Genomic DNA, 22,939 nt, shown 5'->3' with positions numbered 1-22,939 from the left:
TCGGGGCGTCGTCACGGTCCGCCACCGCCCGCTCAGGCACCACACCGGTACGACTATTCGGCTCCTCCCGGAAGCCGCCCGCGGCGCGCCCTAGGCTCGGCCTCGGACCACGCCGAGCGATCTTGAAAGCCCAGGACAGCCACAGGACATCCCACCGGACATCCAGGAGCGCGATGCCCGACAGCCATCCGCAGCAGCAGCCGCCCACGCACGACGGCCGGGCGCCCGAGGCCGCCCCCGCCCTGGTGCTCGGCGGCGTCCGGCTCGCCGACGGCCGGACCGTGGACGTGCGGGTCCGCGGCGGGCACATCGAGGCGGTCGGCACGGCAGGCAGCCTGGTCCCCGGCACCCGCCTCGACCTCGACGGCTATCTGCTGCTCCCCGCCCCCGCCGAGCCGCACGCCCACGGCGACACCGCCCTCACCGCCGACACCCCCGGGCCCGTCTCGTATCTGCCCGAGGACGTCCAGCGCCGCACCACCGAGGCCGCCCTGCTCCAGCTCGGCCACGGGGCGACCGCGCTGCGCACGCACGTACCCATCGGCGGGGTGCACGGGCTGCGGTCCCTGGAGGCCGTGCTGCGCGCCCGGGAGGCGCTGCGCGGGCTCACCGACCTGTCCTCCGTGGCGGTGCCCCGGGTGCTGACCGGCGCGGCCGGGGCGGACGGCCTGGCGGTGCTGCGGGACGCGGTGAAGATGGGCGCCGGGGTCATCGGCGGCTGCCCCGACCTCGACCCCGACCCGACCGGTCATGTGGAGGCGGTGCTCGACATCGCCGCCCGCCACGGCTGCGCCGTCGACCTGCACACGGACGGTGACGACCCGGCCCGGCTCGCCCGGCTCGCGGCGATGGCCGGCGGGCTGCGTCCTGGCGTGACGATCGGCCCCTGCGCGGGGCTGGCGCGGCTGCCGCACGACGTGGTGGCGCGGGTGGCGGAGCGGCTCGCGGCGGCGGGGGTCACCGTCGTCTGCCTGCCCCAGGGCGACTGTGCCGGGCTGGACGACCGGCGCGCGCGAGGGACGCACCCGCCGGGCTGCGCGCCGGTGCGGCTGCTGCGCTCGGCCGGGGTCCGGGTGGCCGCGGGCAGCGGGGCGCTGCGGGACGCGGCCAACCCGGTCGGCCGCGGCGACCCGCTGGAGGCCGCGTTCCTCCTGGCCTCGCGGGGCGAGGCGGAACCCGAGGAGGCGTACGAGGCGGTCTGCGGGCGCGCCCGGGCCGCGCTGGGGCTGCCCGAGGTGCGCGTGGAGGCCGGGTTCCCGGCGGAGCTGCTCGCGGTGCGCGGCGACGGCCTGCCGGGCGTGCTCTCGCTCGCCTACAGCCGGGTGGTGGTCCACCAGGGGCGCGTGGTGGCGCGCACCAGCGCGGTGCGGGAGTACTGCACCTCGGCCGCCGCGGCGGCGCTGGAGCTGCCGCGGCAGGCGAGGTCGGAGTAGAAGAGGGGCTGGACGGGTCAGCTGTTCGAGGCGTCCGCCTTCTCCAGGTCGCTGAGGTCGATGTCCAGGCCGTCGATGCCGTCGGGACCCCCCTGCACATCGTCGTCCAGGATGAAGTCGTCGCCGGAGAGCGCGCTGGCGTCGTCCATGCCGCCCATCATCATCGCGCCGGCCGCCTCCATCAGCTCCTTGATGTCGAGCTCGGTGGCGCCGGACGGGGCGGCGATCTTCCCGGCCTCGCCGAACGTCAGCTTCAGGGGCAGCTTGTCGCCCTTCTTCAGCCCCTCGGCGAACGGCGCGAGATCCGCGCTGGCCTCGGTGAGCGCGCCGTTCTTGATGGCGAAGTCGACCGCGATCTTCTTGTTCGGCACATCCTTGAAGTCCTTGGCGGTCGGCAGGCCCTCGCCACCCGGGATCTCGTCGGTGAACGGCCGCAGCTCGTCGAAGACGCCGGTCAGCAGGGTCCTGACGGGCCCGGTGGCCACCAGGTGGTCCGCCCCGTCACGGCGGCCCTCGTCCTTGATGGTGACCTCGCGCGCGAAGAGCTTCTTGAGCTGCTTGGTGATCTTCCGGCTGGTCTCGGGGGCGATATCGGCCCCGCCGGCCCCCTTCTTCTGCCCGCCCCCGGCGCCGAGCTCCTCCTGGGCCTTCTTCATCTCGGCGGTGTCGACCTTGACCCACCCGCCGTCGAAGAGCTTCCGCAACACCTTGCCGCCCGGCATGTCCTCGGGCAGCTCGTCGGCGGACGGCGCGGGCTCGCCGCTCAGCTCGCCGAACGCCTTCACGTCCAGCCGGATGTACGCCGTCTCGCCCATGATCCGGTACTCGGCGAGATCGCCGTCGGGCCCGCTGAGCTTCATCCGTACGCCGGTGATGTCCTTGTCACCGGCCTCCGCCAGCGGCTTCTTCGCCTGCACGGCCACGCTGACCCGCAGCCCGGCCAGTGCCTCGGCCTCCTCGCGCGTCATCGGCTCCGCCGAACTGTTGTTTTTGGAGAGCGCGATGAGCTGCTCGGGCGTCGCGTCGAGGTCCAGCTCCACCGACAGGGACCGGCGCTCGCCGAGCTTGTCGGTCGCGTTCTCCAGCCGCTTGCCCGCCGAGATGTTCTCGACGGCACCGCACGCGGCGACGCCCGTGACCAGCGCGGTGGTGCAGCCGAGTGCGACCAGCGGCTTGACCAGGGACTTGGCCCGGGACTTGACCGGGGACATACGGATGGCGCTCATGGCGGTTATCGGGACTCCTCGGATGAGCTGATCAGACAGAGCACCTGATCTTCTGATCAGACTCCCGAGTGCCAGGGAAGGTTGCACGGCGTACGGTCGGGATCATGCGCATTGTCATCGCTGGAGGACACGGTCAGATCGCGCTGCGGCTGGAGCGGCTGCTCGCCCGGCGCGGAGACGAGTCCGCGGGCATCGTCCGCCACCCCGAACAGGCGGGCGACCTGCTGGCCGCCGGGGCCGAACCGGTCGTCTGCGACCTGGAAACGGCGTCGGTGGACGATGTCGCCCGGCATCTGGGGGCCGCCGACGCCGCGGTCTTCGCGGCCGGCGCGGGCCCCGGCAGCGGCGCCGCCCGCAAGGAGACGGTCGACCACGCCGCCGCCGTGCTCTTCGCGGACGCGGCCGAGCGAGCCGGCGTACGGCGGTTCCTGATCGTCTCCTCCATGGGCGCCGACCGCGAGATCCCCCTGGACACCGACCCCGTCTTCGCGGCGTATCTGCACGCCAAGACCGAGGCGGACACGGCCGTGCGGGCCCGCACGGCCCTCGACTGGACCGTCCTGCGCCCGGGCCGGCTGACGAACGACCCGGGCACCGGCCGGGTGACCCTGGCCGACCACGTCGAGTACGGCTCGGTCACCCGCGACGACGTGGCCGCCGTGCTGCTGGCCCTCCTCGACGAGCCCCGCACGGCGGGCCGCACGCTGGAGCTGGTGAACGGCCCGACGCCGATCGCCGACGCGGTCGGGGCGCCGGCCTAGGCCCTGTCCGGCGGATCTCGACGCCTGCGCCGGACACCTCCCTAGAAGTCCACCCGGGTGGTGTCGTCGGCGCGGGCCACGGACTCCTGCGCGTAACGCCGCTCGTAGGCGTCCCGGATCCGCTCGATCCGCGGGTCGTGCGCCCGCGCCTCGGACACCGGGTACAGCAGGATCAGCTCGTACGAGCGCTCCCGCTCGATCGTGCCGTTCTGGTCCCGCCACTGCCCCCGGCCGTCCTGGATCGTCAGCCCGGACGGAAAGCTCGGCGTGACCTCCTCGTCGACGAAGGCCATGAACTGCTTGTCGGTCACGGGCGGGCCGCCGTCGGGTCGCTGCGTCCCGAAGAACAGCCGGGTCTCGACATAGGGCTTGCCCCGGCTCACGGCGGAGGCGGCGGACGCGGACGCGGCGGACGAGGGCTCGTCGTCGAGCGCGGCGTACGCGGCGACGGGGGTGGCCGCGGCGAGGGCGAAGGCCACTCCGACGGCGGCGAGCCGCACACGCGGCTTCAAGGTCGACATCCCCCGATGGTCCCGTCCCCGCGCGCCGCGCGACAGACCGCCTCCCGGCGCCTCGGAGCCACCCGAATTCAGCGGCAGGAATACGGGTTATCGCGGCGCGCTCGACGATAAATCGCGCATTACAGGCCGCCGCCGCGTTCTCCGACCGGGCGAATTCGCCGCGGCAGCCCCCCAAAGGTAGGGGGATATTCCCCCGCCCCCGGGGGAGGTGCGCGGACCATGGCGGACGCACAGTGGAAGCGACGGAAGGATGGAGAGATATGAGTATGCACTCATGGCGTTTCACCTCGCGTCGCATCGCAATGATCGTCGGTACCGCCTTCGCGGCGGCCGCCCTGATCGTTTTCGCGGTCTTCTATGCGTCGAGCGCCAATTCCCCACCCAAGTCGAACACACCCAAGAAAACCCATCCCGCCTCCGAGTCGGCCGCCCCACCCAAATCCGACTCCTCGGCCGACGCGACCGACCCGCCCGCGAGGGATGCCTCGCCCCCGTCGTCCGATCCCCCGTCCGCGGAGCAGCCCGCGCAGGACCCCACGGATCAGTCCGATCAGCCGGATCAGCCGACGCCCGAGCAGCCCCCGTCCCAACAGCCGCAGGACACCCAGCAGCCCCAGGACACCCAGCAGCCCACGCCTGACCAGACCCAGCCCAACCCTCCCCCGCCCCCGCCGCCCCCGTCCGACCAGTCCCAGCAGCCCTCACCGGACCAGAACCAGCAGAACCCGCCGCCGCCCCCGCCCCCGCCGTCCGATCCGAACCAGCAGCAGCAGCCGGACCCGAACCAGTCCCAGCCGCAGCAGCAGCCGCCGCCCCAGCCGGACCCGCAACAACAGCAGCAGCAACAGCCGACCGCGCCTTAGGGCGAAGGTCGTCAGTCTGCGAAGGCCCGCTTGATCAGCGTCGTCCGGGCGGCCAGGTCCTCCTCGCCCAACCCGGCGAGCCGTCGGCGGGCCACCTCGATGGGGGCCTCCTCCAGGCAGTCGGGGATCCGTAGGCCGTCGCCGTCCACGAGGTCCCGGGAGCCGGGCGTCGACGCGAAGCAGGGCAGGTCTCCGCGGCGCAGGTCGCGCAGTTCCGAGGGCACCAGCCGCTCCCAGGGCCGGCTGCCGTCCGCGCCGAGCGCCAGCCGGGCGAGGAGCCGGTCGCGGTCGAGCGCGTCGCGGAGGACGTCGGGGTGCCGGCTGTCCTCCAGCAGGGCGGAGTAGTACGCGGTGGCGCGCGGGGTGTGGCGCAGCTCGACGTCGGCGAACCGGTCCAGCAGAGCGGTCCAGCCCGCCCGGTCCGCCGCGATCGCCCGGTACGTCCACGCGAAGCCCGCCTCCAGGTCGGCCGGGGTGGGCGACGTCCGGGCGGCGGAGGCGGGCAGGGCGCGGCGGAACGGCGCCGCCATGTCGGCCACCACCGGGTACGCGCCGTGGGCGATGAGGTTCTCGTGGTGCACATCCACCCCGCACAGGGCGTGGTGCAGGGCGAGCAGCGCCCCGGTGCGCCAGGAGAAGGCGCGTACCTCCCCGGGTGTCCGGCACGGCAGGGCCTCAACGAACCGGGACCAGCCGTAGCCGTCGCGGGCCAGGGTGGCCCGGGCGATCAGGTCGCGTGGCGGGGCCTGCCGGTGGAACCAGTCCAGGACCTCGTCCCAGCCCTGATCGGCGTCGGGCGGCCACGGCCGGTGGACGACGGTGGCGCCGGTGAAGGAGACGACGGCCGCGCTGCGGCCGCGCCGGTGGGTGTCGCCCGCCCCGAACCGTACGTCGGTGACCTCGCCGAGCCCGCCGTCGCACCATGTGTCCAGCTCGGCCAGATCGGCCACCAGCCGCTCCGCGAGCTCGGCGCGCGAGTCCACCCAGCCCGTCAGCAGGTCGCCGAGGTGGCGCAGCAGCACCGGGTACTCGGTCCACAGCGCCCGCTGCGTCGCGGGTTCGCCCAGCAGTCGGACGTAGTCGTCGTACCGCTCCTGCGGCGTGTCCCCGCGCAGCAGCCCCTCGAGCCTGGCCGTGCCGAGTTCGAGGGCCATGGTGCGCCCCATGATCCGCTCGATGTCCTCGCCGGGCCACGCCCGGGCCAGCAGGTCGGGGAGGGCCGTCAGCCGCGACCCCGCGGTGCTTTCCGCGACCCGGGCGCGGAGTTCGCGCTGGCTGCCGCGGACCAGGGCGGCGGCCGGGCGCATGAGCGCCATCTCGTCGTCGCGGACCAGATACGGATACGGGTACGGATACGCCTGCGCCGCCGGGTCCGCCTCGCCCAGGGCCGCGCGGCGGTCGGCGGCCCGTACCCACTCCGGGGTCGGCGTCGGCCAGTCCTGCCGGCACTGCGGGCCGAGGCGGCTGAGGAAGCCGTCGTAGGTGAGGCCGAGCGCGCGGACGGCCGGCTCCAGGGCCCCGCCCGGGCCGAGCGTGTCTCTCCAGCGCCTCGGATCGCCCTCCGCCGGCGACGGCGGCCTCTCGTGCAGATACGCGGCGTTGTGCCAGGGGAGCTCGCTGAAGGACATGGTCAGCAGCGTGCCGCGGCGCTGTTGGCGGAACCTTGGCCTGAACTTGAACTGGCTGCTCGAAGCCGGTTTTGACAGGGTGGAGGCCTGACAACGGGGAGTGACACCATGCCGGTTGAGTTCCGTGTGCTCGGCGACGTCGGGGCGTACCTCGACGGAAGGGCCCTGGATCTGGGCCATGCACAGCAGCGCTCGGTTCTGGCCGTGCTGTTGGTGGAGGCCCGGCGCACGGTGTCGGTGGAGCAGATCGTCCACCGCATCTGGGGCGACGACGCCCCGCAGCGCGCGAAAAGCACGCTGTACAGCTATATGTCGCGGCTGCGGGGGGCGTTGGCCGAGGCCGGGGAGGAGTGCCGGATCGCCCGGCGCTCGGGCGGATACGCGCTGCTGGTCGACCCCGAAGCCGTGGACCTGCACCGCTTCCGCGCCCTGGTCGAGCAGGCTCGCGCGGCCGGCGAGCCCTCAGTTGCCGCGCCGCTCTTCGATCAGGCGCTGGGCTCCTGGCAGGGGGACTTCTGCGCGTCCTGCGACACCCCGTGGCTCAGCTCCGTGCGTGAGGGGTTACAGCAGGAGCGGCTCGCCGCCCTGCTGGACCGCGGCGACGCCCAGCTCCTGCTCGGCCGCCACCAGGAGTTGCTGACCGAGCTGTTCGCCCTCGTCGAGGAGCAGCCGCTCAACGAGCGCCTGGCCGGCCACATCATGCTGGCGCTGTACCGCAGCGGCCGGGCCGCGGAGGCGCTGACCCACTACGAAGGCCTCCGGCGCCGGCTGGCCGAGGAGCTGGGCGTCGACCCGGGGCCGCAACTCCGGCTGCTGCACCAGCGGATCCTCACCTCGGACCCGGATCTCACCTCACCCGCCCCCACCCCCGCCCCCGCGCCGGCCCGGTCGGCACGCCATCCGGTGCCCGCGCATCTCCCGGCACCCCCCGCCAGGTTCACCGGCCGCGCCCATGAACTGGACCAGCTGGCCCGCTTCCTGGGCGGAGGGTCCGGGCACGACGGCCCTCTGATGATGGCCGCGATCACCGGGCCGGGCGGCATCGGCAAGACCTGGCTGGCCCTTCAGTGGGCGCATCACCGTCTGCCGGACTTCCCCGACGGACAGCTCTACGTCAATCTGCGGGGCTTCGACCCCTCCGCCGAGCCCGTTCCGGTGGCGGCGGCGATACGCGGCCTCCTCGACGCCCTCGGGGCCGACCCCGCGGCCATGCCGTCGGATGTGGAGGGGCAGGCCGGGCTGTACCGGAGCCTGGTCGCGGGCAAACGCCTGCTCGTCCTGCTCGACAACGCCCGCGACAGCGACCAGGTCCGGCCCCTGCTGCCCGGCAGCCCCACCTGCACCGTGCTGATCACCAGCCGCCACCGCCTCACCGGCCTCGCCGCCACCCATGGGGTCCGCGCCCTCGGCCTCGACGTACTCTCCGAGGCCGAGGCGCGCACGCTCCTCACCCGCCACCTCGGCGACCATCGCGTGGCGGCCGAACCCGCCGCCGTCCACACGCTCCTGAACCACTGCGGTGGGCTTCCGCTGGCCGTCAGCATCCTGTCCGCCCGCGCCGCCGCCCACCCCGACCTCCCCCTCTCGGCCCTCGCCGAGGAGGTCGAGGAGGCCGCCACCAGGCTCGACGCCCTGGACACCGGTGATGTGGCCGCCGATCTGCGGGCGGTGTTCTCCTCCTCGTACCGCGCCCTCGGGTCGGACGCGGCGGAGACCCTGAGCCTGCTCGGCCTCGCCCCCGGGCCGGACATCAGCGTCCCCGCGGTCGCGAGCCTCACCGGCCTCCCCGCGCCCCGGGCCCGCGAACACCTGCGCACCCTTCAGGCCGCGCATCTGCTCCAGCAGCACTCCCCCCAGCGCCACCGCATGCACGACCTCGTCCGCCTCTACGCCGCCGAACAGGCCGAGTCCCTGCCCACCGCCCACCGCCAGTCCGCCCGGCTCCGCCTGCTGGACTTCTGCGTCCACACCGCCGGCGCCGCCGCCGGACTCCTCGACCCGCACCGGGACCGGATCCCCCTCCCCGACCCCAGGCCGGGCGTCACCCTCCAGGAGTTCACCGACGAGGAGAGCGCCCTGACGTGGTTCACCACCGAGCACCCGTTTCTGCTCGGCGCGCTGGACCTGGCCCGCGCCTTCGGCTTCGACTCCCACGTCTGGATGCTCGCCCAGGCCCTCGAGCCGTTCTTCGACTACCGCGGCCACTGGCGCGACTGGGCCGACGCCCAGCACAGTGCGCTGCTCGCCGCCCAGCGCCTCGGCGACCCGTCCTGGCAGGCCGGCGCCCATCGCGGCCTCGGCGCGGTCCACACCCAGATAAGACGCCTCGACGACGGCCACACCCACTTCCAGCACGCCCTCGACCTCTACCGCGACTCGGGCGAACCCCTCGGTGAGGCACATGCCCACCGGGGACTGAGCTGGGTGTTCGTGGAACAGGACCGCCTGCGCGAGGCCCTCGTCCACAACGAACAGGCCCTCTCGATCTACCGGCGGACCGACCACCCCACCGGACGGGCCAAGTCGCTCAACAACGCCGGTTGGCTGCACGCCATGCTCGGCGAATACGAGCACACCCTCGACTACTGCACCGAAGCCATCGAGCTCAACCAGAAGTCCGGCAACCGCCACGCCGAGGCCGGGGCCTGGGACAGCCTGGGCTACGCGCACCACCACCTCGGCCGCCACACCGAGGCCGTCACCTGCTACCAGCGGGCCCTGGACCTCGTGCGTGAATTCGGCGACCGGTGCGGGGAGGTCGAGGTCCTCGGCCACCTCGGCGACAGCCACGCCGCCCGCGGCGCGCCCGACGCGGCCCGGTCCGTATGGCAACTCGCCCTGAAGATCGCCGACGAGATCGACCTCTCGACCGCGGCCGAGCTCCGGGAGAAGCTGGGGGCGTGCGCGGAGGACGGTCCGGGCGAGCAGCGGCCGTGATGGTGCCGGCGTTCGGTCACCACCGCTTCAGGAGGGTGGTGAAGACCAGCTCGGTGCGGTCCCCGGACAGGATGACGTCGGAGACCTCCACGACCCGGCCTTCGGTGTCGGTGGAGATCTTCCGGAGGACGATCACCGGGACGCCCTTCTTGAGGCCGAGTTCCCCGGCTTCCTCGGCGGTCGGCGGCCGGACCGTGATCCGCTCCTCCACACGGTCCAGCTCCACGCCGATCGTGTAGAGCTGGTTCTGTGTGCCGCCGGGCCACGGCTCGTTCGCGTCGTCGAGCAGCTCCGGGTTGGCCGCGACCACATCGTGGACGAGATACGAGCGCACCAGCGCGAAGGGCGAGCCCCCCTCGCGGCAGTTGGCCCGGTACCTCCGCTCCAGCAGCCGGGTACCCACCGGCACACCGAACGCCACCGCGTGATCCTCGTCGGCCTTCGCCGCGCGGTACTCGGCGCGGAAGGAGAGGTCGGTGACCGCCAGGCCGGTGTCGCGCTCCGTTACGCCCGTCCTCAGGCGCTCGGCCCGGGACCGGCGCACCCGGCCCTTCTCCCACTGATGCCGGTCGTTGTTCCGCTCCACCCTCCGCCGCGGCTCGCGGGCGAAGGCCACCGCGCCATGCCTCTCGGCGATCCGCTCGTACTTGGCCATAGGGCGCTCACCGTCCTCGGGAGGCCGGACCATCTCAGCGTATGTCCTTGCCGAACACCAACGGCCCCTGGCTGCGTTTTCGCAGCTCAGGGGCCGTTTCTTTGGCGTGGCGGCGCCAGGATTCGAACCTGGGTAGGCTAAGCCGACGGATTTACAGTCCGCTCCCATTGGCCACTCGGGCACACCGCCTGGGATGTGACCAGAGGCTCCGCTCCCACTTTCGGGAACCCCCTGGCGACGACGTAAACAATACCCGATGACAGGGGGTGCTCCGCCACCGGGTTGATCCCGTCTCGATCATGGCTGGGATGGCTAGGCTGGCCCGTGCGGTCCGGCGGGCCGTGCCCCTGACAGATCTATGTACGAGGAGCCAACTCAAGATGGCCGACTCCAGTTTCGACATCGTCTCGAAGGTCGAGCGGCAGGAGGTCGACAACGCTCTCAACCAGGCGAGCCGCGAGATCTCCCAGCGCTACGACTTCAAGAACGTCGGCGCCTCGATCGAGTGGTCGGGCGAGCGGATCGAGATGCGTGCCAACTCCGAGGAGCGGGTGAAGGCGATCCTCGATGTCTTCCAGTCCAAGCTGATCAAGCGCGGGATCTCGCTGAAGGCGCTGGACGCGGGCGAGCCGCAGGCCTCCGGCAAGGAGTACAAGATCTTCGCCTCGCTGGAGGAGGGGATCTCCCAGGAGAACGCCAAGAAGGTCGCCAAGATCATCCGTGACGAGGGCCCGAAGGGCGTCAAGGCGCAGGTGCAGGGCGACGAGCTGCGGGTGTCGTCCAAGAGCCGGGACGACCTTCAGGCCATCATCGCGCTGCTCAAGGGCAAGGACCTGGACTTCGCGGTGCAGTTCGTCAACTACCGGTGACAGTGGGGCGGGCAGCCTGTGTTCGGGCCGCCCGCCCTCAGCGTCTTCCCGGAATCCTCGGCGTCTTCCCGGGGTCCTCGGCGTCTTCCTGTGTGACGAGCAGGGCGCGGTCTATCAGCGGGCGGCCGTGAAGGGCCGGTCCGTGGAGACGATCTCGTGGCCCAGGGGGGTCAGGGAGATCGGGATCAGCTTGAAGTTGGCCAGGCCGAGCGGGATGCCGATGATCGTGACGCACAGGATGACGCCGGTGACGACATGGCCGAGCGCCAGCCACCAGCCCGCGAGGACCAGCCACAGCACATTGCCGATGCACGAGGGCGCGCCGGCGTCGCGGCGGGGGACGGCGGTGCGGCCGAAGGGCCACAGGGCGAACCCCGCGATGCGCCAGGAGGCGAAGGCGAAGGGGATGCCGATGATGGTGAGGAAGAGGATCACCCCGGCGATGACGTAGGCACAGGCGAGCCAGAAGCCGGAGAGTACGAGCCAGATCAGATTGAGGATGGTCTTCACGGGCGGCGACCTGCCATCTCCTCGAGGCGGGCGATGCGCTCCGCCATGGGCGGGTGGGTGGAGAACAGCTTGGCCATACCCTCACCGGCGCGGAAGGGGTTGGCGATCATCATGTGGCTCGCGGTCTCCAGTCTGGGCTCGGGCGGCAGCGGGAGCTGCTGGGTGCCCGCTTCGAGCTTGCGGAGGGCGTTGGCGAGCGCCAGGGGGTCGCCGGTGATCTGGGCGCCGGAGGCGTCGGCCTCGTACTCGCGGGAGCGGCTGACGGCCAGCTGGATGATGGTGGCCGCGAGCGGGCCGAGGATCATGATCAGCAGCATGCCGAGGAAGCCGGGGCCCTCGTCGTCGTCGGACCGGCCGATCGGGATCAGCCAGGCGAAGTTGACCAGGAACATCACGACGCTGGCGAGCGCGCCCGCGACGGACGAGATGAGGATGTCGCGGTTGTAGACGTGGCTGAGCTCATGCCCGAGGACGGCGCGCAGCTCGCGCTCGTCCAGCAGGCGCAGGATGCCTTCGGTGCAGCAGACGGCCGCGTTGCGCGGGTTGCGGCCGGTCGCGAAGGCGTTGGGGGCCTCGGTCGGGGAGATGTAGAGGCGCGGCATGGGCTGGCGCACGGCGGTGGAGAGCTCGCGGACCATGCGGTAGAGCTGGGGGGCCTCGAACTCGCTCACGGGCCGCGCGCGCATGGCGCGCAGGGCGAGCTTGTCGCTGTTCCAGTACGCGTAGGCGTTGGTGCCCAGCGCGACCAGGACCGCGATGATCAGGCCCGTGCGGCCGAAGAGGCTGCCGACGACGATGATGAGGGCGGACAGTCCTCCGAGAAGTACGGCGGTCTTGAGCCCGTTGTGCCGACGATGCACGGTGTGCCCTCCAAAAGATGCCGCAAGGGAACCCTTTTTTTCGCGGTTTTCGCGGTGTCTCCACCTTCCAGTGGACCCTTCCGCATTGGTCAACGCCATATGAAGGTCGCTGGTTCCCTAGTGCACACGCGGCGGGCAGTTGGGCCGTCCGGGTGAGGTCTCGGGGCGGGGTCTCAGGGTGAGGGCTCGGGCGGGTCTCAGGGTGGGGTCACAGCATGGCGCCGGACGCGAAGCGCAGGACGAGCTGCGGGGCCCCGGAGAGCGCGACGCCGAGCACGGCGGCGAGGCCGATGACCACGGTGAGGGAGGCGGGGACCGCGCGGGCGGCGAGGGCCGTCGGCTCCGGAGCCGCGGCCCCGGCGGCGGTCGCGGGGGCGCGGAAGAGGGCGGCCGTCCACTGGAGGTAGTAGTAGAGCGCGATCACCACATTGACCGCCATCACGACGGCGAGCCAGCCCAGCCCCGCGTCGACGGCCGCCGAGAAGACGGTGACCTTCGCGAACAGGCCGATGACACCGGGCGGCAGCCCGGCCAGGCAGAGCAGGAAGAAGCCGAGCGCCAGGGCGGCCAGGGGGCGGGCGGCGTAGAGGCCGCGGTAGTCGGCCAGACGGCCGGTGGGGTGGGCGCGCGTCACCAGGGCGGCGACGGCGAAGGCGCCGAGGTTCACCGCGGCGTACATGAGGGCGTAGGCGACCGTGGAGCCGATGGCGCGGGACGCGCCGCGCGAGGTGTCGGCGTATCCGGCCGCCGCGATGGGGACCAGCAGATAGCCGGCCTGGGCGACGGAGGACCAGGCCAGCAGGCGTACGGCGCTGTGCGGGCGGTCGGGGCGCTGGCGCAGCGCGGCGACGTTGCCGACGGTCATGGTGAGCGCGGCCAGCAGCGCGAGGGCCGGGCCCCACACATCGGCGTACGAGGGGAAGGCGAGGACGGTCACCAGGATGAGGCCGGAGAAGCCGACCGCCTTGCCGATGACGGAGAGGTACGCGGCCACCGGGAGCGGGGCGCCGACGTAGGTCTCGGGGACCCAGAAGTGGAACGGCACCGCGGCGGTCTTGAAGGCGAAGCCCACCAGGGTGAGCACGACACCGGCCTGGGCGAGGGTGGCCAGCCGCGGGTCGGTGTGGCCGAGGGCGCCGGCGATCCGGGACAGGTGGAGGCTGCCGGTGGCGGCGTAGACGAAGCTGACGCCCATCAGCATGACGGCGGTCGCGGTGACCGAGGAGAGGAAGAACTTCAGGGCGGCCTCGGAGGAGAGGCGGTCGCCGCGGCGCAGCCCCACGAGCGCGAAGGCAGGCAGGGAGGCGACCTCCAGGGCGACGACGAGGGTGGCCAGGTCGCGGGAGGCGGGCAGGAGGGCCGCGCCCGAGGCGGAGGACAGCAGCAGGAACCAGAATTCACCGGCGGGAAGTTTGCTGTGTCCCTCGCGGCCTCCGGACAGGCCCTCCGACGGGCTGTCGGACGCGCTCGGGGATCGGCGCTCGTGGACCTCGCTCATGGACAGCAGCGCCGTCAGCAGGGCCCCGCCGAGCACCAGGAACTGGATGACGACGGCGAAATCGTCGGCCGCGTAGCTGCATACGTTTGGATCGGAGGTCAGGCAGAAGGTGCGGCGGTCCCCGTCGCGGAGCGGCAGCAGGAACAGCGCGGCCAGGGCCAGGCCGCCCGTCGCGAGCCAGCCCAGGAGGGGCTTGTTCCGTTCGGCCAGGAAAAGGTCGGCGACCAGGACGGCCAGGGCGGCCGCGGCGGCGATGGTGGGCGGGGCGATCGCGAGCCAGTCGACGGACTGGACGGTGCCCCCGGCGAGCGCGGTCATCAGTGGCCTCCCCCGAGGAGCTGCTGCACGGCCGGGTCGGTGAGGCCGAGGATGGCCGCGGGCCACAGTCCGCCGAGAACGGTGAGGACGACCAGTGGGGTCCAGGCGGCGAACTCGTAGCCGCGTACGTCGGCCAGGGCGGGGCGGGGCGGTCCAGGCGCTTCGGCGGCCCCCGCGGCGGGCTCGGAGGGACCGCCGGCGGTCCCGTGCGCGGGCGCCCCGGTGAGCGTCCCGCCCATCTCCGTCTCCGGGTGCTCGCCCATGCAGACGCGGCGCACGACGACGAGCAGATACGCGGCGGTCAGCAGGGTGCCCAGGCCCGCGAGCGCCATGAAGGTGAGGAAGGCGGGGCGGCTCAGCCCGTCGGCGGGGTCGAACGCGCCGAACATGGCGAGCATCTCGCCCCAGAACCCGGCGAGCCCCGGCAGCCCGAGGGAGGCGACCGCGGCGAAGGCGAGCAGGCCGCCCAGGCGCGGCGCCCTGCCGTACAGGGCGGCGCCCCCGGTGCCGGAGAGCTGGTCGAGGTCGGTGGTGCCGAAGCGGTCCTTGAGTGCGCCCACGAGGAAGAAGAGCAGGCCCGTGATCAGGCCGTGCGCGATGTTGGCGAACAGCGCGCCGTTGACCCCGGTGGGGGTGAGCGTGGCGATGCCCAGCAGGACGAAGCCCATATGGCCGACGGAGGAGTACGCGATCAGCCTCTTGAGGTCGCCCTTGGCCCCGGTGCGGGCCAGGGCCAGACAGGCGAGGGACCCGTAGATGATGCCGACGGCGGCGAAGGCGGCGAGATAGGGCGCGAAGGTGTGGGCGCCCTCGGGCGCGATGGGCAGCACGATGCGCACCAGCCCGTAGGTGCCCATCTTGAGCAGCACGCCCGCGAGGAGGACCGAGCCGACGGTGGGCGCGGCGGTGTGGGCGTCCGGGAGCCAGCTGTGCAGGGGCCACATGGGGGCCTTGACGGCGAGGCCGACGCCGATGGCCAGGACCGCGATCAGCTGGGTGGTGTGGCTGAGCTTCGCGCCGTTGTCGGAGGCGAGGGCCACCATGTCGAAGGTGCCGCTCTTGAGCCCGACCAGGAGGAGGCCGAGCAGCATGATCACGGAGCCGAGCAGCGTGTAGAGGATGAACCTCCAGGCGGCGCGCTCGCGCCCGGCGCCGCCCCACCGGTTGATGAGGAAGTACATCGGGATGAGCACCGTCTCGAACGACAGGAAGAACAGCATCAGGTCGAGGACGGCGAAGGTGGCCAGGCTGCCGGCCTCCAGGAGCAGCAGCAGCGCGACGAACGCCTTCGGGGAGGGCCCGGCGGGCATGTTGAAGTAGCCGTAGAGGGCGCACAGGAAGGTCAGCAGCGCGGTCAGCACGAGGAGGGGCAGCGAGACGCCGTCCACGCCGAGGTGGATCCGGATGTCCAGCGCCGGGATCCAGCTGACGTCGGTCTGCGCCTGCATGGCGGCCGGGCGGTCGTGGTCGAAGCCCGCGGCGAGCGCGATGGCGACGGCCAGGACGACCCCCGTGACCGTGACGCCGTGCCGGAGCACGGCCTGGTCGGGGCCGCGCCCGCGCAGCCCGGGCGGGGCGGGTAGCAGCGCGGCCGCCGAGCCGAGCAGAGGGAGGGCGATCAGGGCCACGAGGAGCGACTGGAGGACGGTGTGGTTCACGGCTCAGGCTCCCGCTGCGACGAGGACGGCGACGGCCAGGACGAGCGAGCCCGCGATCAGCGCGCCGACGTAGGTCTGCACATTGCCGGTCTGGGCGCGCCGTACGGCCGCGCCGAGCAGCCGGGGGGCGCCGCCCGCACCGCGCACACAGCTCTCCACGACCGTCCGGTCGAGGAAGCCGACGAGCCGGGCGGCGGCGCGCACGGGGCGTACGAACAGCGCGGCGTACAGGGCGTCGAGGTGGAAGCCCGCCGCCGCGTGGCGGTGCAGCGGGCCGAGGAGGAGACGGCCGGGGTCCGCCGGGTCGTCGGCCGCGGCGATGTCGCCGTACGCGGGCTCGTGGGCGGCGATGGCCTCGGCCTCGGAGAGCGCGGGCTCGGCGTCCGGGTGGGCGGCCACGGCGCCCATCGGGGTGCGGGCGGCCAGTGCCGTGGTGTGCCGCCAGGCCCCGTAGGTGACGAGGACGCCGACGAGGGCCAGCCCGGTGCCGAGCACGGAGGTGGTGAGGGTCGGGGCGAGGGACCCGCCGTCGAACCAGTCCGGGAGGGCGCCGAAGGCCAGGCCGAGCCCGGCGGCGGGGATGAAGAGCACCCACAGGACGGCGTTCATGACAACGGGCTGCCGGCCGTGGTCGGGGGCTTCCGTGCCCTTGCCGCGGAAGGCCAGCAGCCACAGCCGGGCCGCGTAGCCGGCGGTGAGCAGGGCGGTGAGCAGCCCGGCGACCAGGACGGTCCAGCCGACGGCCGCCGGGACGGCCGGGGCGTGGCCGGTGGCCGCGTGCTCGGCCGCGCCGAGGACGGCCTCCTTGGAGAAGAAGCCCGCGAACGGCGGGATGGCGGCGAGCGCGAGCAGCGCGACCGTCATCGTCCAGTAGGCGTCGGGGATGCGCCCCGCCAGGCCGCTCATGCGCGACATCGCGGCCAGCGAGTTCGTCCCGGCCGCATGGATGATCACGCCCGCGCCGAGGAAGAGCAGCGCCTTGAACGCACCGTGGGCCAGCAGGTGGAAGACGGCGGCGCCGCGGTTGTCGACCGCGAGCGCGCCGGTCATATAGCCGAGCTGACCGATGGTCGAGTAGGCCAGCACGCGTTTGATGTCGTCCTGGGCGAGCGCCGCGAGCGCGGAGCCGACCATGGTGACCGCGGCCATCACGGCGAGCACGGCGAGGGCGGCGGCGGAGGCGGCGAAGACGGGCAGCAGCCGGGCGATGAAGTAGACACCGGCGGCGACCATGGTGGCGGCATGGATCAGCGCGGAGACCGGGGTGGGGCCGGCCATCGCGTCCGGCAGCCAGGTGTGCAGCGGGAACTGCGCCGACTTGCCCGCGACCCCGGCCAGCAGCAGCAGCGCGATCAGGGTGGGGTGGTCGAGGTGGAAGTCGGCGACGGAGGAGGTCAGCCGGGTGTAGATGACGCTGATGCGGAACGTACCGGCGTCGGTGGCCAGCGCGAAGATCCCGATCAGGAACGGCACATCGCCGAGCTTGGTGACCAGGAACGCCTTGAGGGAGGCGGAGCGCGCGGCCGCGGTCTCCCAGTAGTGGCCGACCAGGAAGTACGAGCAGATGCCCATGACCTCCCAGCCGACGAGCAGCACGATCAGGTCGTCGGAGTAGACCACCAGCAGCATCGCGGCGGTGAAGAGGGAGACGAGCGCGGCGTACGAGGGGTAGCGCGGGTCGTCGCGCAGATAGCCGGTCGAGTAGATCTGCACACAGCACGCGACGACGCCGACCAGGACCGCGACCAGCGCGGCGAAGCCGTCGATGTGCAGCGCGAGGTCGATGGGGAGCGAGCCGGTGACGGTGAGCCGGGTCGCGGCGTCGACGGCCCCCTTGCCGCCGCCCTGCCGTACGGCGACGAGGACGGCGAGGGCGGCCGCGGCGACGGTCGGCAGCACCGCGAGGGGGCGTACGAAACCGGGGGCGCGGCGCCCCAGCAGCAGTCCGGCGAGGGCGCCGAGGAAGGGCAGGACGGGGACGAGGACGGCGGCGGTCGTGGTCGTCACGCGGTCTGCCTCCGGGCGGGGATTCCCTGGTCAGCGCCATCGGCTGGGCCGTTGCCGGCGTCGTTGTCAGTGGCGGCTGTCACGCTGTCTTCGGTGGGCGGGGGCTCGGCGAGGCCCCGGAGCTTGTCGATGTCGGCGGTGCCGCGGTCGCGGTGGACGAGGAGGACGATGGCCAGCCCGATGCCGATCTCGGCGGCGGCGATGGCGATGACGAAGAGCGTGAGGGCCTGGCCCGCGTGCAGCGTGTCGCGGAGCCAGACGTCGAAGGCGACGAGGTTGAGGTTGACGGCGCCGAGCATCAGCTCGACGGACATCAGCACCAGGATCGCGTTGCGGCGGGCGAGGACGCCGTACAGGCCGGTGCAGAAGAGGAGGGCGGCGAGCACGGCGGGGTAGGCGAGGTGCATCAGCCCTCCTTCTCGGGGGCGCGGGGGCCGCCCGCGCGGGAGCCGCCTGCGCGCGACGGGGTGCCCGGGGTCCGCTGGGCGGAGCGCAGCCGGGACAGCACGATCGCGCCGACGAGCGCGGCGAGCAGCAGCACGGACAGCGCCTCGAACGGCAGCACCCAGTGCCGGAAGAGGCTCTCACCGGTGACCTTGGTGGACCCCTGCACCTCCCCGACGTCGATCCAGGTGGCCCGGAAGGCGTCCACGACCACCCAGACCAGGGCGCCCGCGGAGGCCACGGCCACCGCCAGCGCGGCCGGGCGGTTGCCCGAATCGGCGTCCGGCGACCGGCCGATGGGCGCCTTGGTCAGCATCAGTCCGAACAGGATGAGGACGACGACGGAGCCGACGTAGATCAGCACCTGCACCCAGGCGATGAACTCCGCCGTGAGGAGGAGGAATTCGACGGCGAGCCCGCCGAGCGTGACCACCAGCCACAGCGCGGCGTGCACCAACTGCTTGGTGGTGACGGTGACGACGGCCCCGCCCAGGGTCACGACCGCGACCAGTAGGAAGGCGACCTCCACACCGGTGGGTGACAGAAAGCCATGCCCGGCGGCCGCGAGCTGCGTTGCGGCGCTCACGAGGCCGCTCCGTCCCGGCCGGAGTCCGTGCCCGTGCCTGTGTCCGTGCCTGTGTTCTGCGCGGCCTGCGCCGCCTCGGCCGCGGCGATCTTGTCGGCGGCCTTGCGGGCCGCGGCGATCTCCTTCGGCTCCTCGGCGCCCGGGTCGAGCGCGGGCGGCGCGGGCACCGTCCACATCCACTCGCGGAGCTTGTCGCGCTCATGGGTGAGGTCGCGGATGTCCTCCTCCGCGTACTCGAACTCCGGCGACCAGAACAGCGCGTCGAAAGGACACACCTCGATGCAGATGCCGCAGTACATGCACAGCGCGAAGTCGATGGCGAACCGGTCCAGCACATTGCGGCTGCGCTCGCGCCCGCCGGGCGCGGCCGGCGGCACCGTCTCCTTGTGGGAGTCGATGTAGATGCACCAGTCCGGGCATTCGCGCGCGCAGAGCATGCAGACCGTGCAGTTCTCCTCGAACAGCCCGATGACGCCGCGGGTACGGGGCGGCAGCTCGGGCTGGACGTCCGGGTACTGCGCGGTGTGCGCCTTCCGGGTCATCGTGCGCAGGGTGACGGCCAGGCCCTTGGCCAGACCGGAACCGGGGATGCCCATCAGGAGATCACCACCTTGACGACGCCGGTGAGGGCGATCTGGACCAGAGCGAGCGGGATGAGGCCGGTCCAGGCGAGCTTCTGGAGCTGGTCCTCGCGCAGCCGCGGATAGCTCACCCGCAGCCAGATCACCACGAAGGCGAGCACCGCCGTCTTCAGCAGCGTCCACACCCAGCCCAGGTCATGCGCGAACGGACCGTGCCAGCCGCCCAGGAACAGCACCGTGGTCAGCCCGCAGAGCACCACGATGCCCGCGTACTCGGCCAGCAGGAACAGCGCGAAGCGCAACCCGGTGTACTCGGTGTACGCGCCGAAGATGATCTCGGAGTCGGCGATCGGCGCGTCGAAGGGCGGGCGCTGAAGCTCGGCGAGCCCGGCCGTGAAGAACACCAGCCCGCCGACGATCTGCCACGGCACCCACCACCACTCGAACGCGTCGAGGATGCCGGGCAGCGAGACGGTGCCCGCGGCCATCGCCACGGAGGCGGCGGCGAGCAGCATCGGCAGCTCGTACGCCATCAGCTGCGCGGCCGTGCGCAACCCGCCGAGCAGCGAGAACTTGTTGGCCGACGCCCACCCCGCCATGAGCGAGCCCAGCACGCCGACGCCCATCACGGCGAGCACGAAGAAGATCCCGGCGTCGATGAACCGGCCCACGGCGCCCGGCCCGACCGGGATCGCGACGAGGACGAGCAGATACGGCAGGAGCGCGACGGCGGGCGCGAGCTGGAAGACCCGCTTGTCGGCCCCGGCCGGTACGACGTCCTCCTTCTGCGCGAACTTCACGCCGTCCGCGACCAACTGGGCCCACCCGTGGAACCCACCCGCGTACATCGGCCCGAGCCGGCCCTGCATATGGGCCATGACCTTGTGCTCGGTCTGCCCGACGACCAGCGGCAGCACGAGGAAGGCGAGCAGCACGGCGAGCAGTCGCAGCGCGACGTCCAGGACGTCGTTCACGCGGTGCCTCCCGCCGGGTCGTCGTTGTCGGTGTCGGGTGCCGCAGGTTCGCCGTCCGCCCCGGTGCCGGACGGCGGCTCGGCACCGATTTCCGGCGCAGGGCTTTCCGGCGCAGGGGCGGCGCCGGGCGCGGGCTCGGGCCCGTCCGGCCCGTCAGCCTGACCGGCTGCCCCCGCGCGAGGCTGTTCCTCGTCGCCGGGGACGGGGCCGCCCGTGGCGGGCGCCTTGGGCCCGGCCCCGGCGGCAGAGTCCGCCGCCTCGACACGCGACGGCGACTCGACGCCCGGAACGGCCTGCGACGGACGGGAAGCCTCCGAGCGCGGCGGTTCGCCGGCGCCCTCGGCCGCGGTCCCTGTGCCGTCCTCCGCCGAGGCGGAGGAGCCGGGAGCCGTCGGCTCGTCCCGGGCCGGGCGGGCGTGGTGCCACGGGGCGTCGGTCGAGCGCGGGCGGGCGGCGGGGCGGTCCGGGCGCGCCTGGGCCTGACCGCCCGTCTCGGCGCGCTGGCTCGTCGAGCCCTCGCTCGCACTGCGCGACCGGCGCGCGGGCCGGACGGCGCCGCCCGGCGCCCCCTCCGCGGACGCGCCCGCCGCTGTCTCCGTACTCGTGCCCTGCTGGCTCGCCGAGCCCTCACTCGCGCTGCGGGCCCGGCGCGCGGGCCGGGCTGCCCCCTCCGCCGATGTCTCGGGGCCCGTGGCGGCGCTCTGGCTGGCCGAGCCCGCGGCCGCGCTGCGGGACCGGCGCGCCGGGCGCTCGCCCCCGGCACCTGCGGCGCCTGCCGCGCCCGCTGTGCGGGCCGCGCGCGCCGGGCGGGCGGGGGCAGGGGGGAGCTGGCCCTTGAGGGGGCCCCACTCGTTGGGGTCGGGGACGCCGGGCGGCAGCATCTGCCGCCGTCTGGGCGCGTGGGCGGCCTCGGACTCCCCCGGTTCCTTCGCGCCGGGCCATGCCTTGGCGACCCGCGCGGCGAGGACGAAGTCCTTGCGCAGCGGATGCCCCTCGAAGCCGTCCGGGAGCAGCAGCGGCGCGAGGTGGGGGTGGCCGGGGAAGTCGATGCCGAACATCTCGTGGGTCTCGCGCTCGTGCCAGGCCGCGCCCGCGTAGACGCCGGTCGCGGTCGGCAGGGCGGGCGCGTCGTGCGGGACGGTGGTGCGTACGAGCAGCCGGCGCACGGCGGGAGCGGCGGGAGCCTCGGGCGCGGCGGCGGTCGCCGGTCCGAGGGCGACGACATGCGCGGCCACGCGGAAGCCCTCGCCGGGCTCGTCGACCGCGCTCAGCCAGTCGAAGTAGGTGCAGCCCAGCGCGGAGCGGGCGGTCTCCAGCGCGGCGATCCACGCGTCGGCGGGGACGTCGACGGTGAGCAGCCCGTACGCCTCCTCCGCCGCCGCGCCCTCGCCGAACAGCTCGGCGGCAGGCCGCGGCAGCCAGCCGACCGGCGGCTGACCGGCAGTCCCTGCGGCCCCGGCAGCCTCGGCAACGGCATCGGCAGGGCGGTTCCGGTCGTCGGGCGCGTTCACGGCGTGCCCTCCTCCGTGTCCGTTGCGGCGGACGGGGCGGCCGGGACGGACGGCGCGGGCGGCGCGACCAGGCCGCTGCGCAGCGCCGAGGCGGACGGCCGGGCGGCCCCGCCGTCACGCCCGTACCGCTCGCCGAGCGACTCGCGCGCGATCTTCTCCTGAAGCTTCAGGATCCCCTGGAGCAGCGCCTCCGGCCGGGGCGGGCAGCCCGGCACGTACACATCGACGGGGATGATCTGGTCGACGCCCTTGGTGACCGCGTACGAGTCCCAGTACGGCCCGCCGCAGTTCGAGCAGGCGCCGAAGGAGATGACGTACTTCGGCTCGGGCATCTGCTCGTACAGCCGCTTCACCGCGGGCGCCATCTTGTCCGTCACCGTGCCGGACACCACCATGAGGTCGGCCTGGCGCGGCCCGGGGGCGAAGGGGATCACGCCGAGCCTGATGAAGTCGTGGCGGGCCATCGACGCGGCGATGAACTCGATGGCGCAGCAGGCCAGCCCGAAGTTGAAGACCCACAGGCTGTAGCGGCGGCCCCAGTTCAGGACCACCTTCATCGGCTCGGGGGCCAGTCTGGCGAGCGCCCCGAGGCGGCGCGGCTCCGGGAGATCCACAGGTGTGGGGGCCGGCGTGGGGGCGGGGTTCGGTGTCACGTCCATTCCAGGACGCCTTTCTTCCAGGCGTACAGCAGGCCCACGGCGAGGAAGCCGAGGAAGACGAACATCTCCACCAGCGTCGTTCCGCCGTAGCCCGGTGCGGCGAACACCGTCGCCCAGGGGAAGAGGAAGATCGAGTCCACCGCGAAAATCACATACAGAAAAGCGTAGACGTAGTAGCGGACCTGAGTGTGGGCCCAGCCCTCGCCGACGGGGTCGACCCCGCACTCGTACGTCAGCAGCTTCTCCGGGGTCGGCACCACGGGCCGCAGCAGCCGCCCGGCCCCGAAGGCCACGGCGACGAAGAGCGCGCCGACCACGGCGAGCAGGCCGACCACCGAGTAGCCCTGGTAGTAGTCGGCCGCGAGCGGCATGGCTGTGGTGTGCACGGTCGTCGCCTCCGGCACGTCCGCCCCTCGCTCCCTGTCCCGCCTGCTGTTCGT

The 22,939-nt window shown here is 73.1% G+C and carries 21 protein-coding genes and 1 tRNA gene; 5 read left to right on the top strand and 17 right to left on the bottom strand.

The features are described from left to right. The first annotated feature begins 173 nt into the window (after nt 1–173). Nucleotides 174–1,433: an amidohydrolase family protein gene (locus ABTY62_RS33840; RefSeq protein WP_352133231.1), complete on the top strand. Its 1,260-nt coding sequence runs from the start codon at nt 174–176 to the stop codon at nt 1,431–1,433. Nucleotides 1,434–1,450: 17 nt separating this feature from the next. Here ABTY62_RS33840 and ABTY62_RS33835 read toward each other — a convergent pair whose 3' ends face one another. Beyond that, nucleotides 1,451–2,659, bottom strand: a complete 1,209-nt coding sequence (locus tag ABTY62_RS33835) for a hypothetical protein (protein WP_352133230.1) — start codon at nt 2,657–2,659, stop codon at nt 1,451–1,453. Between the two features lie 104 nt (nt 2,660–2,763). Between ABTY62_RS33835 and ABTY62_RS33830 the strand changes: the two genes are divergently transcribed. Then, nucleotides 2,764–3,420 carry an NAD(P)H-binding protein gene (locus ABTY62_RS33830; protein ID WP_352133229.1) on the top strand — a complete coding sequence of 219 codons (657 nt, stop codon included), beginning with the start codon at nt 2,764–2,766 and terminating at the stop codon, nt 3,418–3,420. Between the two features lie 41 nt (nt 3,421–3,461). On the opposite strand, the gene ABTY62_RS33825 is transcribed toward ABTY62_RS33830, so the two are convergent. Next, nucleotides 3,462–3,941: a DUF3574 domain-containing protein gene (locus ABTY62_RS33825; protein WP_352133228.1), complete on the bottom strand. Its 480-nt coding sequence runs from the start codon at nt 3,939–3,941 to the stop codon at nt 3,462–3,464. Between the two features lie 260 nt (nt 3,942–4,201). Between ABTY62_RS33825 and ABTY62_RS33820 the strand changes: the two genes are divergently transcribed. Then, nucleotides 4,202–4,804: a hypothetical protein gene (locus ABTY62_RS33820; RefSeq protein ID WP_352133227.1), complete on the top strand. Its 603-nt coding sequence runs from the start codon at nt 4,202–4,204 to the stop codon at nt 4,802–4,804. A gap of 11 nt (nt 4,805–4,815) precedes the next feature. Here ABTY62_RS33820 and ABTY62_RS33815 read toward each other — a convergent pair whose 3' ends face one another. Continuing rightward, nucleotides 4,816–6,432 carry a DUF4135 domain-containing protein gene (locus tag ABTY62_RS33815; RefSeq protein ID WP_352133226.1) on the bottom strand — a complete coding sequence of 539 codons (1,617 nt, stop codon included), beginning with the start codon at nt 6,430–6,432 and terminating at the stop codon, nt 4,816–4,818. Nucleotides 6,433–6,540: 108 nt separating this feature from the next. Here ABTY62_RS33815 and ABTY62_RS33810 point away from each other — a divergent pair, with 108 nt between their 5' ends. After that, on the top strand, nt 6,541–9,369 hold the full coding sequence (locus ABTY62_RS33810; protein WP_352133225.1) for an AfsR/SARP family transcriptional regulator: 2,829 nt from the start codon (nt 6,541–6,543) through the stop codon (nt 9,367–9,369). A gap of 16 nt (nt 9,370–9,385) precedes the next feature. Here ABTY62_RS33810 and ABTY62_RS33805 read toward each other — a convergent pair whose 3' ends face one another. After that, nucleotides 9,386–10,057 carry a UTRA domain-containing protein gene (locus ABTY62_RS33805; RefSeq protein ID WP_352133224.1) on the bottom strand — a complete coding sequence of 224 codons (672 nt, stop codon included), beginning with the start codon at nt 10,055–10,057 and terminating at the stop codon, nt 9,386–9,388. A 74-nt stretch (nt 10,058–10,131) separates the two neighbouring features. Next, nucleotides 10,132–10,213: transfer RNA gene (locus ABTY62_RS33800), tRNA-Tyr, on the bottom strand. 191 nt (nt 10,214–10,404) lie between these two features. Here ABTY62_RS33800 and ABTY62_RS33795 point away from each other — a divergent pair. Continuing rightward, nucleotides 10,405–10,893, top strand: coding sequence for a YajQ family cyclic di-GMP-binding protein (locus ABTY62_RS33795; RefSeq protein ID WP_352133223.1), 489 nt, complete (start codon nt 10,405–10,407; stop codon nt 10,891–10,893). A 114-nt stretch (nt 10,894–11,007) separates the two neighbouring features. Here ABTY62_RS33795 and ABTY62_RS33790 read toward each other — a convergent pair whose 3' ends face one another. The 12 genes from ABTY62_RS33790 to ABTY62_RS33735 all read right to left on the bottom strand — a co-directional run bounded on the left by ABTY62_RS33790 (nt 11,008) and on the right by ABTY62_RS33735 (nt 22,870). Then, the gene (locus ABTY62_RS33790) at nt 11,008–11,403 is read right to left on the bottom strand and encodes a YccF domain-containing protein (protein ID WP_352133222.1); all 396 of its coding nucleotides are present in this window, start codon (nt 11,401–11,403) and stop codon (nt 11,008–11,010) included. Further along, complete coding sequence (gene htpX / locus ABTY62_RS33785; protein ID WP_352133221.1) at nt 11,400–12,263, bottom strand: zinc metalloprotease HtpX; 864 nt, start codon at nt 12,261–12,263, stop codon at nt 11,400–11,402. Before htpX ends, ABTY62_RS33790 begins: the two co-directional genes overlap by 4 nt. 208 nt (nt 12,264–12,471) lie before the next feature. Beyond that, nucleotides 12,472–14,079, bottom strand: a complete 1,608-nt coding sequence (locus ABTY62_RS33780; RefSeq protein WP_352133220.1) for an NADH-quinone oxidoreductase subunit N — start codon at nt 14,077–14,079, stop codon at nt 12,472–12,474. Beyond that, on the bottom strand, nt 14,079–15,737 hold the full coding sequence (locus ABTY62_RS33775) for a complex I subunit 4 family protein (protein ID WP_352133219.1): 1,659 nt from the start codon (nt 15,735–15,737) through the stop codon (nt 14,079–14,081). The genes ABTY62_RS33780 and ABTY62_RS33775 overlap by 1 nt, the downstream gene beginning before the upstream one ends. 3 nt (nt 15,738–15,740) lie before the next feature. After that, nucleotides 15,741–17,744: an NADH-quinone oxidoreductase subunit 5 family protein gene (locus ABTY62_RS33770; protein WP_352133218.1), complete on the bottom strand. Its 2,004-nt coding sequence runs from the start codon at nt 17,742–17,744 to the stop codon at nt 15,741–15,743. Next, complete coding sequence (gene nuoK / locus ABTY62_RS33765; protein WP_352133217.1) at nt 17,741–18,151, bottom strand: NADH-quinone oxidoreductase subunit NuoK; 411 nt, start codon at nt 18,149–18,151, stop codon at nt 17,741–17,743. The genes ABTY62_RS33770 and nuoK overlap by 4 nt, the downstream gene beginning before the upstream one ends. After that, nucleotides 18,151–18,774 (bottom strand): NADH-quinone oxidoreductase subunit J family protein, encoded by a 624-nt coding sequence (locus tag ABTY62_RS33760; RefSeq protein WP_352133216.1) that lies wholly within the window; start codon nt 18,772–18,774, stop codon nt 18,151–18,153. Before ABTY62_RS33760 ends, nuoK begins: the two co-directional genes overlap by 1 nt. Beyond that, nucleotides 18,771–19,370: a NuoI/complex I 23 kDa subunit family protein gene (locus ABTY62_RS33755; protein WP_352133215.1), complete on the bottom strand. Its 600-nt coding sequence runs from the start codon at nt 19,368–19,370 to the stop codon at nt 18,771–18,773. The genes ABTY62_RS33760 and ABTY62_RS33755 overlap by 4 nt, the downstream gene beginning before the upstream one ends. After that, nucleotides 19,370–20,329, bottom strand: coding sequence for a complex I subunit 1/NuoH family protein (locus ABTY62_RS33750; protein WP_352133214.1), 960 nt, complete (start codon nt 20,327–20,329; stop codon nt 19,370–19,372). Before ABTY62_RS33750 ends, ABTY62_RS33755 begins: the two co-directional genes overlap by 1 nt. Next, nucleotides 20,326–21,840, bottom strand: a complete 1,515-nt coding sequence (locus tag ABTY62_RS33745; protein WP_502997568.1) for an NADH-quinone oxidoreductase subunit C — start codon at nt 21,838–21,840, stop codon at nt 20,326–20,328. The genes ABTY62_RS33750 and ABTY62_RS33745 overlap by 4 nt, the downstream gene beginning before the upstream one ends. Beyond that, complete coding sequence (locus ABTY62_RS33740; RefSeq protein ID WP_352133213.1) at nt 21,837–22,499, bottom strand: NADH-quinone oxidoreductase subunit B; 663 nt, start codon at nt 22,497–22,499, stop codon at nt 21,837–21,839. The genes ABTY62_RS33745 and ABTY62_RS33740 overlap by 4 nt, the downstream gene beginning before the upstream one ends. Further along, nucleotides 22,490–22,870: an NADH-quinone oxidoreductase subunit A gene (locus ABTY62_RS33735; RefSeq protein ID WP_311726760.1), complete on the bottom strand. Its 381-nt coding sequence runs from the start codon at nt 22,868–22,870 to the stop codon at nt 22,490–22,492. Before ABTY62_RS33735 ends, ABTY62_RS33740 begins: the two co-directional genes overlap by 10 nt. Between the last annotated feature and the right edge of the window lie 69 nt (nt 22,871–22,939).

This window comes from Streptomyces sp. NPDC097640 (assembly GCF_040302705.1).
GTDB lineage: Bacteria > Actinomycetota > Actinomycetes > Streptomycetales > Streptomycetaceae > Streptomyces.
This window is presented reverse-complemented; position numbering and strand designations above follow the sequence as displayed.

What these genes read in the sequence shown, in the direction of transcription:
- ABTY62_RS33840 (WP_352133231.1), top strand. Translation starts at nt 174, where the DNA reads ATGCCCGACAGCCATCCGCAGCAGCAGCCGCCCACGCACGACGGCCGG.
- ABTY62_RS33835 (WP_352133230.1), bottom strand. Translation starts at nt 2,659, where the DNA reads ATGAGCGCCATCCGTATGTCCCCGGTCAAGTCCCGGGCCAAGTCCCTG.
- ABTY62_RS33830 (WP_352133229.1), top strand. Translation starts at nt 2,764, where the DNA reads ATGCGCATTGTCATCGCTGGAGGACACGGTCAGATCGCGCTGCGGCTG.
- ABTY62_RS33825 (WP_352133228.1), bottom strand. Translation starts at nt 3,941, where the DNA reads ATGTCGACCTTGAAGCCGCGTGTGCGGCTCGCCGCCGTCGGAGTGGCC.
- ABTY62_RS33820 (WP_352133227.1), top strand. Translation starts at nt 4,202, where the DNA reads ATGAGTATGCACTCATGGCGTTTCACCTCGCGTCGCATCGCAATGATC.
- ABTY62_RS33815 (WP_352133226.1), bottom strand. Translation starts at nt 6,432, where the DNA reads ATGTCCTTCAGCGAGCTCCCCTGGCACAACGCCGCGTATCTGCACGAG.
- ABTY62_RS33810 (WP_352133225.1), top strand. Translation starts at nt 6,541, where the DNA reads ATGCCGGTTGAGTTCCGTGTGCTCGGCGACGTCGGGGCGTACCTCGAC.
- ABTY62_RS33805 (WP_352133224.1), bottom strand. Translation starts at nt 10,057, where the DNA reads ATGGTCCGGCCTCCCGAGGACGGTGAGCGCCCTATGGCCAAGTACGAG.
- ABTY62_RS33795 (WP_352133223.1), top strand. Translation starts at nt 10,405, where the DNA reads ATGGCCGACTCCAGTTTCGACATCGTCTCGAAGGTCGAGCGGCAGGAG.
- ABTY62_RS33780 (WP_352133220.1), bottom strand. Translation starts at nt 14,079, where the DNA reads ATGACCGCGCTCGCCGGGGGCACCGTCCAGTCCGTCGACTGGCTCGCG.
- nuoK (WP_352133217.1), bottom strand. Translation starts at nt 18,151, where the DNA reads ATGCACCTCGCCTACCCCGCCGTGCTCGCCGCCCTCCTCTTCTGCACC.
- ABTY62_RS33755 (WP_352133215.1), bottom strand. Translation starts at nt 19,370, where the DNA reads ATGGGCATCCCCGGTTCCGGTCTGGCCAAGGGCCTGGCCGTCACCCTG.
- ABTY62_RS33740 (WP_352133213.1), bottom strand. Translation starts at nt 22,499, where the DNA reads ATGGACGTGACACCGAACCCCGCCCCCACGCCGGCCCCCACACCTGTG.
- ABTY62_RS33735 (WP_311726760.1), bottom strand. Translation starts at nt 22,870, where the DNA reads ATGCCGCTCGCGGCCGACTACTACCAGGGCTACTCGGTGGTCGGCCTG.